General features: G+C 74.9%; 8 protein-coding genes and 1 pseudogene. 2 read left to right on the top strand and 7 right to left on the bottom strand.

Annotation, left to right across the window (positions count from 1 at the left end; all coding sequences use genetic code 11):
- Positions 1 to 24: 24 nt before the first annotated feature.
- Positions 25 to 1,167 (bottom strand): acyl-CoA dehydrogenase family protein, encoded by a 1,143-nt coding sequence (locus tag FNX44_RS20315; protein WP_143649949.1) that lies wholly within the window; start codon positions 1,165 to 1,167, stop codon positions 25 to 27.
- A 5-nt stretch (positions 1,168 to 1,172) separates the two neighbouring features.
- Positions 1,173 to 2,375 (bottom strand): CaiB/BaiF CoA transferase family protein, encoded by a 1,203-nt coding sequence (locus FNX44_RS20320; RefSeq protein ID WP_143649935.1) that lies wholly within the window; start codon positions 2,373 to 2,375, stop codon positions 1,173 to 1,175.
- Between the two features lie 234 nt (positions 2,376 to 2,609).
- Between FNX44_RS20320 and FNX44_RS20325 the strand changes: the two genes are divergently transcribed.
- Positions 2,610 to 3,800 carry a saccharopine dehydrogenase family protein gene (locus FNX44_RS20325; RefSeq protein ID WP_143649937.1) on the top strand — a complete coding sequence of 397 codons (1,191 nt, stop codon included), beginning with the start codon at positions 2,610 to 2,612 and terminating at the stop codon, positions 3,798 to 3,800.
- Positions 3,801 to 3,820: 20 nt separating this feature from the next.
- Here FNX44_RS20325 and FNX44_RS20330 read toward each other — a convergent pair whose 3' ends face one another.
- Positions 3,821 to 4,522 (bottom strand): endonuclease V, encoded by a 702-nt coding sequence (locus FNX44_RS20330; protein WP_143649939.1) that lies wholly within the window; start codon positions 4,520 to 4,522, stop codon positions 3,821 to 3,823.
- 30 nt (positions 4,523 to 4,552) lie between these two features.
- Here FNX44_RS20330 and FNX44_RS20335 point away from each other — a divergent pair, with 30 nt between their 5' ends.
- On the top strand, positions 4,553 to 5,935 hold the full coding sequence (locus FNX44_RS20335) for a CoA transferase (protein WP_143649941.1): 1,383 nt from the start codon (positions 4,553 to 4,555) through the stop codon (positions 5,933 to 5,935).
- Positions 5,936 to 5,976: 41 nt separating this feature from the next.
- On the opposite strand, the gene FNX44_RS20340 is transcribed toward FNX44_RS20335, so the two are convergent.
- The 4 genes and pseudogenes from FNX44_RS20340 to FNX44_RS20355 all read right to left on the bottom strand — a co-directional run.
- Positions 5,977 to 6,609, bottom strand: a complete 633-nt coding sequence (locus tag FNX44_RS20340) for a DUF1707 SHOCT-like domain-containing protein (protein ID WP_143649943.1) — start codon at positions 6,607 to 6,609, stop codon at positions 5,977 to 5,979.
- A 52-nt stretch (positions 6,610 to 6,661) separates the two neighbouring features.
- Entirely contained in the window at positions 6,662 to 6,982 is a 321-nt protein-coding gene (locus FNX44_RS20345) for a hypothetical protein (RefSeq protein WP_143649945.1), read from the bottom strand.
- Entirely contained in the window at positions 6,966 to 7,805 is an 840-nt protein-coding gene (locus FNX44_RS20350; RefSeq protein WP_143649947.1) for a lysophospholipid acyltransferase family protein, read from the bottom strand. Before FNX44_RS20350 ends, FNX44_RS20345 begins: the two co-directional genes overlap by 17 nt.
- Positions 7,805 to 7,966 (bottom strand): annotated as a pseudogene (locus FNX44_RS20355) (GNAT family N-acetyltransferase); the annotation flags it as partial. The gene FNX44_RS20350 and the pseudogene FNX44_RS20355, both read right to left, overlap by 1 nt.

Consider the following 7,966-nt stretch of genomic DNA (forward strand, 5'->3'; position numbering starts at 1 on the left):
GTGCCGGAGGAAGCGGGGCGGGGTTCAGTTCAGGATCGACCGGCCGATGATCTCCTTCATGATCTCGGTCGTGCCGCCGTAGATGGTCTGGATCCGGCCGTCGACAAAAGCCCGGGCGACCGGGTACTCCGCCATGTAGCCGTAGCCTCCGTGCAACTGGAGGCAGCGGTCGGTGACCCGCTTCTGCAGCTCGGTGGCCCACCACTTGGCCATCGAGGCGGCCGTCGCGTCCAGTGTGCCTCCGGCGTGCTCGGTGATGCACCGGTCGAGGAAGCTGCGGGTGACCGCGCACTCGGTGGCCATCTCTGCGATCTCGAAGCGGACGTGCTGGAGGCGGGACAGCGGGCGGCCGAACGCCTCCCGCTGCTTGACGTAATCGGTGGTGATCTCCAGCAGGTGCTCGGCCACGGTGATCGCGGCGACGGCGATCGCCATGCGTTCCTGGGCGAGATGTGTCATCAAGTGGACAAAGGCGCCGTTGACCTCGCCCAGCAGGTTCTCCTTGGGCACCACGACGTCGTCGAAGAACAGCTCGGCGGTGTCCTGCGCCTTCTGGCCGATCTTCTCCAGCTTCCGGCCGCGTTCGAACCCCTTCGCGCCGCGCTCGACGACCAGCAGGCTCAATCCCTTGGCTCCTCCCTCCGGGGTGGTCCTTGCCACCACGATCACCAGGTCGGCGAGGACTCCGTTGGAGATGAAGGTCTTGGCGCCGTTGAGCAGCCAGTGGTCGCCCCGGTCCTCGGCGGTGGTGGTGATGCCCTGCAGGTCCGAGCCGGCGCCCGGCTCGGTCATCGCGATGGCGGTGATCGTCTCGCCCGAGCAGAAGCCGGGCAGCCAGCGCCGCTTCTGCTCCTCGGTGCCGAGGGAGAGCAGGTAGGGGCCGACGATGTCGTTGTGCAGGCTGACGAAGAAGCCGGAGGCGCCTGCCCTGGCGAACTCCTCGATCTGCACGGCGCTGTAGCGGAAGTCGGGGTTCCCGCCGCCGCCGTACTCCTCGGGGATCGCGACGCCCAGCAGGCCCTGGCGCCCGGCCGCCAGCCAGGCCTCCCGGCTGACCACGCCCTCGCGCTCCCACCGCTCGTAGTGCGGCACCACCTCCTTGCCGAGGAAGGCCCTGACCACCTCGCGGTACGCCTCGTGGTCCTCGGTGTAGACCTGGCGGGGCAGTGTGTTCATGGACGCGCCTTCCTCGGCTGGGGGTGGTCGGCGGACGTCTCCTCGGCCGCCGGCAGTGCGGTCAGGCCCCAGTCGCGGACGACCTCGGCGTGGTGCTGGCCGGGCCGGGCCGGGGCGGTGCGCACCGCGGTGGGGGTGTCGGAGAAGCGCGGCGCGGGCGCGGGCTGGACCGTGCCGGCGTGCTCCACGAAGGTGCCGCGCGCCGCCAGGTGCGGGTGGTGCGGTGCCTCGCGGAGGGAGAGGACGGGCGCCACGCAGGCGTCGGAGTCGGCGAAGTGCCGGGCCCACTCGTCCCGGGTGCGGGTGCGGACGCGGGCGGCGATGCGCTCCCGCAGCAGCGGCCAGGAGGCGGGATCGTCACGGGGCGGCACGGTGGTCGGATCGTCGGGTGACGCGTCGGGCCGGGCCTCGCTGAGGCCGAGCCGGTCCAGGAACTCGTCGTAGAACCTCGCCTCCAGCGCGCCGACCGCCAGGTGGCCGCCGTCGGCGGTCTCGTAGACCCCGTAGAAGGGGTAGCTGCCGTCGAGCGGGTTGACGCCCCTGCGGTCCTGCCAGGCGCCGGCCCGCAGCATGCCGTGCAGCAGCGCGCTGAGGTGGCTCGTGCCGTCCACGATCGCGGCGTCCACCACCTGGCCCCGGCCGTGCGCGCGGGCGTGGTGCAGGGCGGCGAGCACGCCGGTGACCAGGTACATCGAGCCGCCGGCGAAGTCGCCGAGCAGGTTGGCGGGAACGACCGGGGGGCCGTCGGCGGGGCCGATCACGCTGAGCGAGCCGGTGACGGCGACATAGCCGATGTCGTGCCCGGCGCGGTCGGCCAGCGGACCGTCCTGCCCCCAACCGGTCATCCGGCCGTAGACGAGGCGGGGGTTGCGGGCCAGGCACTGCTCGGGACCCACGCCGAGCCGTTCGGCGACGCCGGGGCGGTAGCCCTCGATGAGCACGTCGGCGCGTTCGGCCATCTCCAGCACCGGCTCGGGGCCGGCGGACTTGAGGTCCAGCAGGACGGAGCGCTTGTTGCGGTTGGTGATGTCGAGCGCCGGGTCGATGCCGATGCCCGCGCCGCCCGGGCGGTCCACCCGCACCACGTCGGCGCCGAGGTCGGCCAGCAGCATCGCGGCGAACGGCCCGGGGCCGATCCCGGCCAGCTCGACGACGCGGACGCCGGTCAGCGGGCCGACGGGCTCCGCCTGTGTTGCCATCTCCGCACCCCGCTCTGTGACACCAGTGATGTAACACCGATGATGCTAAGAACGTGTTCCAGTTTCCACAAGCCCCTCCGGCCGCCTTGCCGACGAGTCGGCGAGCGGCGGCCCTGGTGCCATGCGCGGCCGAGCGCCGCTACCCGCCCGGGCTTTGCCCGGCGGGCGAGATGAGGCAGGATCCGGCGGAGGCACACCGTGATCGGTCGTCCCCCGCCTCGTTGAGGAGCAGCAGTGCCCCTGTCCCGCAGTCACGACGTCGTCCTGTTCGGCGCCACCGGCTTCACCGGTCGGCTCGTCGCCGAACACCTGGTCCGCAACGCGCCGCCCGAGTGCCGACTCGCCCTGGCCGGCCGCAACAGGGTGAAGTTGGAGATGCTGCGGGAGCGGCTGCTCCGACTCGACCCGGCGCGTACCGAACTCCCCCTGCTGCACGCCGATTCCGACGATCCCGCCTCCCTCGCCGCGCTCGCCGCCGGCACCCGGGTGGTGGCCACCACGGTCGGCCCGTATCTGCGCTACGGCGAGGACCTGGTCGCCGCGTGCGCCGAGGCCGGGACCGACTACCTCGACCTCACCGGGGAACCGGAGTTCGTCGACGCCATGTATCTCAAGCACCACCAGACCGCGCTGCGCACCGGTGCCCGCCTCGTGCACGCCTGCGGCTTCGACGCCGTCCCGGCCGACCTGGGCGTGCTGTACACGGTGAACCGGCTGCCGGAGGGCGTGCCTCTGGAGGTCGAGGGCTATCTGCGGGTCCGGGCCTCCTTCTCCGGCGGCACGCTCGCCTCCGTGCTGGAGGCGATGGCGCGCGGGCCGAAGATGGCCGCGGTGGCCAAACGGCGACGCCGCGCCGACCCCGGACCGCTCGACCGACGCGTGCGCACCCCGCTCGGGCTGATCCGCCGAACCGACGGCATGCCGGGCTGGGCACTGCCGCTGCCCACCATCGACACCGCGATCGTGGGCCGCTCCGCCGCCGGACTCGACCGCTACGGGCCGGACTTCACGTTCCGCTACGCCCTGGCGCTGCGCGCCCTGCCGACGGCCGTGGGCGCGGTCGCCGCGGCCGGCGCACTGGCCGCCGCCGCGCAGGTACCGCCCGTACGCCGCTGGATTTCCGGCCGGGTGGCGCCGGGGCAGGGGCCGGACCCCGCGCGCCGGGCCGCCAGTTGGTTCTCCCTCCGCCTGGTGGGACGTGGCGGCGGCACGACCGTGCGCACGGAGGTGCGCGGCGGCGATCCCGGCTACGACGAGACGGCCAGGATCCTCGGCGAGTCCGCGCTCTGCCTGGCGTTCGACGATCTGCCCAAGGTGGCGGGCCAGTTGACGCCTTCCGTGGCGATGGGCGAGCGACTGATCGAGCGGCTGGAGCGGGCCGGGCTGACGTTCCGGGTGGCCGCGGTGGAGACGCCGCGCGGGTGACGCCCCGTCTGCGGCTTCCCTCACGCCTCCAGCGCGGCGGCCAGCGTGGCGCGGCACAGCCGGTCGGCGCGCCGGGTGGTCTCCGGCTGCCGGAACCGCCGTGCCAAATGCAGTACATGGGCGCAGGCGGCCGACACGCTCACCCGGTGCCCGGGCGAGACGTACACCGGCTTGACGCCGGCGCTGGTGCGCAGCGCTGCGCCGACCACCTCGCCGGTCGCCGGATCGCTGAGCGCCGCGCTCGCGCCGCGTTCGGGGCCGAGCGGACCGTGTGAGAAGCCGAACGGGTTCTTGGCGACGCCGAGCGTGGGCAGGCCGGTGAGCACGCCCAGATGGCTGGCGAGGCCGAAGCGGCGGGGATGCGCGATGCCGTAGCCGTCGCACACCAGCAGCGCGGGCGTGTCCGCCAGCCGTTCCAGAGCGGCGAGGACGGAGGGCAGTTCACGGAACGCCAGCAGGCCGGGCCGGTAGGGGAAGGGGACCGGTCCGCAGGCGGTCGCCTCCTCGACGGTGGTCAGTGTGGCCGCGTCGAGGAGCACCGCCGCCGCGGCGACCAGCCCCCGCCGGTCGTCGTAGGCGACGTCGACGCCGGCCACCAGGGTGCCGGACGTTCCCGGGGCCGGGGAGTGGTCCGTCAACTCCACCAGCGCGCGCAGTCGTTGCTGCGTCGCTACGGCCTCTGCCTCGTCGGCGGGCGTGCGGTGCCCGGCGTTGCTCCTCACCCCGCCACGGTACGCCGGGCGGAGGGCACAATGACACCTGTGAACAGTGCGACTGCTTCGACCGCCGCCGTGTGGTCCCTGCTCGGCGGCGACTCCCGGTGGCTCGACGGGTTGCGACGCACCGGTCGGCCCGGCCTGCCCGCACGCCTGCCGGTGGCGGAACTGGCTGCCGCGACGGTCGGCGTCTGCGCCCTGGCGGCCGCCGAGTTCGCCGACGCGCCCGGCGAGGTGACGGTCGACGAGGGCGCGGTGGCGGCGGCGTTCACCAGCGAGCGGCTGCTGCGGGTGGACGGCCGGGCGGTGAGCACGTTCGCGCCGCTGTCCCGGTTCTGGCGCACCGCCGACGGCTGGCTGCGCACCCACGCCAACTACCCGCACCACCGGTCCCGGCTGCTCGCGGCGCTCGGGGTGGACGGTACGGCAGAAGAGGCGGCTCTGGTCCGGGCGGTGGAGAGCAGGCTGGCCGGGCTGGGCTCGGCGGAGGCCGCCGAACTGATCCAGGGCGCGGGAGGGTTGGCGGTCGCCGTACGCGACGCGGCCGACTGGCTGGCGCATCCGCAGGGAGCCGCCGTCGCCGACCGCCCCCTGATCCTCCGGGAGCCGGCCGAGGGGGCGGCGCCGTCCCCGCCGGGATCACGGCTCCGGGTACTGGATCTCACCCGGGTCATCGCCGGCCCGGTGGCCACCCGCACCCTGGCCCTGCTCGGCGCGGACGTCCTCAGGGTCGACTCCCCCGGCCTTCCGGAGCTCGCCGACGCGCACGCCGACACCGGCTTCGGCAAACGCTCGACCCTGCTGGACCTCAACTCCCCCGTGGACAGGCGGGTGTTCGAAGAGCTGCTGGGCCGGGCGGACGTCGTGGTGACGGGCTACCGGCCCGGCGCGCTGGACCGGTACGGGCTGGACGCGGCCTCGCTCGCCGAGCGGCGTCCGGGGCTGGTCGTCGCCCAGCTCAGCGCGTGGGGCGAGGACGGCCCGTGGGGCGGACGCCGCGGGTTCGACTCGTTGGTGCAGGCCGCCTGCGGCATCGCGGTGAGCGAGTCGCCCGGGGGCGGGGTGCCGGGCGCGCTGCCCGCGCAGGCGCTGGACCACGGGACCGGCTACCTGCTCGCGGCGGCGGTGCTGCGCGCGCTCAGCGACCAGCGCCGGGGCCGCGCAGGCGGCGTCCGGCTGCGCCTCGCCCTGGCCCGCACCGCGCACTGGCTGCAGCACGAGCTGCCGGCCGGGCCCGACGGTTGCGGCGGCACGACGCCCGGCGAGGGGGGCCGGGACGCGACGCCGTGGCTGGCCGAACGCCCGAGCCCGCTCGGCACCCTCCGCCACGCCCGCTCCCCGGTCCGCTACCAGGGCGGCCCGGCGGACTGGGCGCGCCCGCCCGGCGTGCCCGGCGGGGACGAGCCCCGCTGGGTCTGAGCGGGCGGACCGCCCCGCGCGGCGGTCGCCTTCCGTCGGGGTCAGGGCTGGGAGTCCGCGCCCTTGGCGGGCGGATCGGCACGGCGGACGTCCACTCCGGCCCAGAACGCCAGTCCGGTGATCACGATCCTGGGCGCTCCGGCGGCGCCGGCCCCGGTCGCCTTGTGCTCGTAGCCGCCCATGATCCCGATGCCCCGCACCTCCACCTCGGCGTCGTACGGCACCACGATGTCGACGCCGCCCATCACCGCGCTCGCCCGGATCACCACCTCGCGGTCCTCGAAGTGCGCTTCGCGCAGGTCGAGTTCACAGCCACCCCAGAAGGCGAAGGCGGTGAAGCGGCGGGGTACGACCCACGCGCCCCGACGGGTGACGCCGCTCAGGACCGCCACGCCGACCCGGGAGGTGGGTCGCCTGCCGATCCTGCCGCGCCACCGGTCCGCCGTACCGGTCGGTTCGGTCCGGGCGACGGCGGTGGCGCTCTCGGCGGGCAGCGGGATATCGCGCAGCAGCGGTTCGAGATCGCCGTAGGTGCGGGACGCGTAGGCGGCCGTCAGGCGCTGTTCGAACTCGTCGACGTCGAGCCGGCCCTCGGCGTAGCCCTCGCGCAGCCGCGCGGCCACCCGCTCCCGGTCCGCGTCCGAGGCCCTCATCTCCGGCGGCTGGCTCTCCATACCGGCAGCGTACGTGGGCCCGGCGCGCCGGTCGAGCGGCGAAAGGGCGGGCTCAGCCGGCGCGCAGCAGCGGTTCGGCGAGGATGATCACCCCGACGCCCGCGCCGAGCACGGCGGTGGCCACCCGGGTACGGCCCCGGCGGCTGAGCACGATCGCCGTGCCGGAGAAGATCAGGGCGAGCCCGTAGAGTCCGAGAGTGAGCAGGGACGGTTCCAGGGCGAACCGCACGACCATCGCGACGGCGACCGCCACCATCACCACCGCCGCCGCCACGCCGCGCACCAGACGCGCCTGGCGGGGTGTCAGGCGGCCCTTGCGGTCCGGCGCGGCCGGTGGTGCGACGGTCGTATCGTCCTCACGCAGTGCGGTCATGGCCAGGAGCGTAATCGGTCACGCTCATCCGGGTCATCACCAGGTCGGCGCTGCGGCGGGCCAACGCGGCGCGGTCGGCGGCCGCCTCGGGCGCCAGTGGTGCCAGTGCCTCCACCTCGGCGGTCAGTCCCCGGGCGGCCAGCACCCTGCGCAGCGAGGCGCCCAGGGTGTCCTCGCCGACGAACGCGGCCACCGCCGCCGGGTCGCGGCCGGTCTGCCGGTAGCGGATCGCGACCGGCTGCACCGCCGCGCCCGCGTCCAGCGCGGCCTGGAAGACCGCGTGGCGGAAGCGCCCGTGGCGGCGACCGCACCAGGTGCTGCCCTCCGGGAAGGCGACCACCGTGCCGCCCGACCGCAGCACGGCGGCGATCTCACCGACCGTGCCCGGTAGTCGGCGCAGCCGGTCGCGCTCGATGAACAGCGTGCCGCCGTACCTGGCCAGCGGGCCCAGCACCGGGTAGCGGGCGACCTCGGCCTTGGCGAGCATGCGGCCGGGCCGGACGGCCGCCAGCAACAGGACGTCCAGCCAGGAGACGTGGTTGGCGACGACCAGCGCCGGGCCCGGCGGGCAACTCCCCCGCGTGCGCAGCCGGACGCCGAGAGCCTTCAGCAGGGCGCGCGCCCACGTCCGTACGGCCGCCGCGCGGAACCGGGCCGGCGTCCGGCGCACCGGCGGTGCCAGCAGCACGCCGACCAGCAGCCAGCACACCACCGCGCCGACGCGCAGCAGCCGGCGGACCCGGCCCACCACCGGGCCGCTGCCGGTCAGGCAGCCGGCCAGAGTGCAGGGTGCGGTGGGCAGCCAGGGGCTCGTCGCGGACATCACTGGTCCAGCAGGCCGAGGAAGTGCCGCAGATAGCGGGGGTTCATGTCGCGGACCGACAGCAGCACGAAGAAGTCGGCGACGCCGAACTCCGGGTCGTGCGCGGGCGGTCCGCACACCCGGGCGCCGAGCCGGAGGTAGCCGCGGAGCAGGGCGGGCAG

It is taken from the genome of Streptomyces alkaliterrae (assembly GCF_007097205.2).
GTDB lineage: Bacteria > Actinomycetota > Actinomycetes > Streptomycetales > Streptomycetaceae > Streptomyces > Streptomyces alkaliterrae.

What these genes read in the sequence shown, in the direction of transcription:
- FNX44_RS20350 (WP_143649947.1), bottom strand. Translation starts at nt 7,805, where the DNA reads ATGTCCGCGACGAGCCCCTGGCTGCCCACCGCACCCTGCACTCTGGCC.
- FNX44_RS20340 (WP_143649943.1), bottom strand. Translation starts at nt 6,609, where the DNA reads ATGGAGAGCCAGCCGCCGGAGATGAGGGCCTCGGACGCGGACCGGGAG.
- FNX44_RS20320 (WP_143649935.1), bottom strand. Translation starts at nt 2,375, where the DNA reads ATGGCAACACAGGCGGAGCCCGTCGGCCCGCTGACCGGCGTCCGCGTC.
- FNX44_RS20335 (WP_143649941.1), top strand. Translation starts at nt 4,553, where the DNA reads ATGACACCTGTGAACAGTGCGACTGCTTCGACCGCCGCCGTGTGGTCC.
- FNX44_RS20345 (WP_143649945.1), bottom strand. Translation starts at nt 6,982, where the DNA reads ATGACCGCACTGCGTGAGGACGATACGACCGTCGCACCACCGGCCGCG.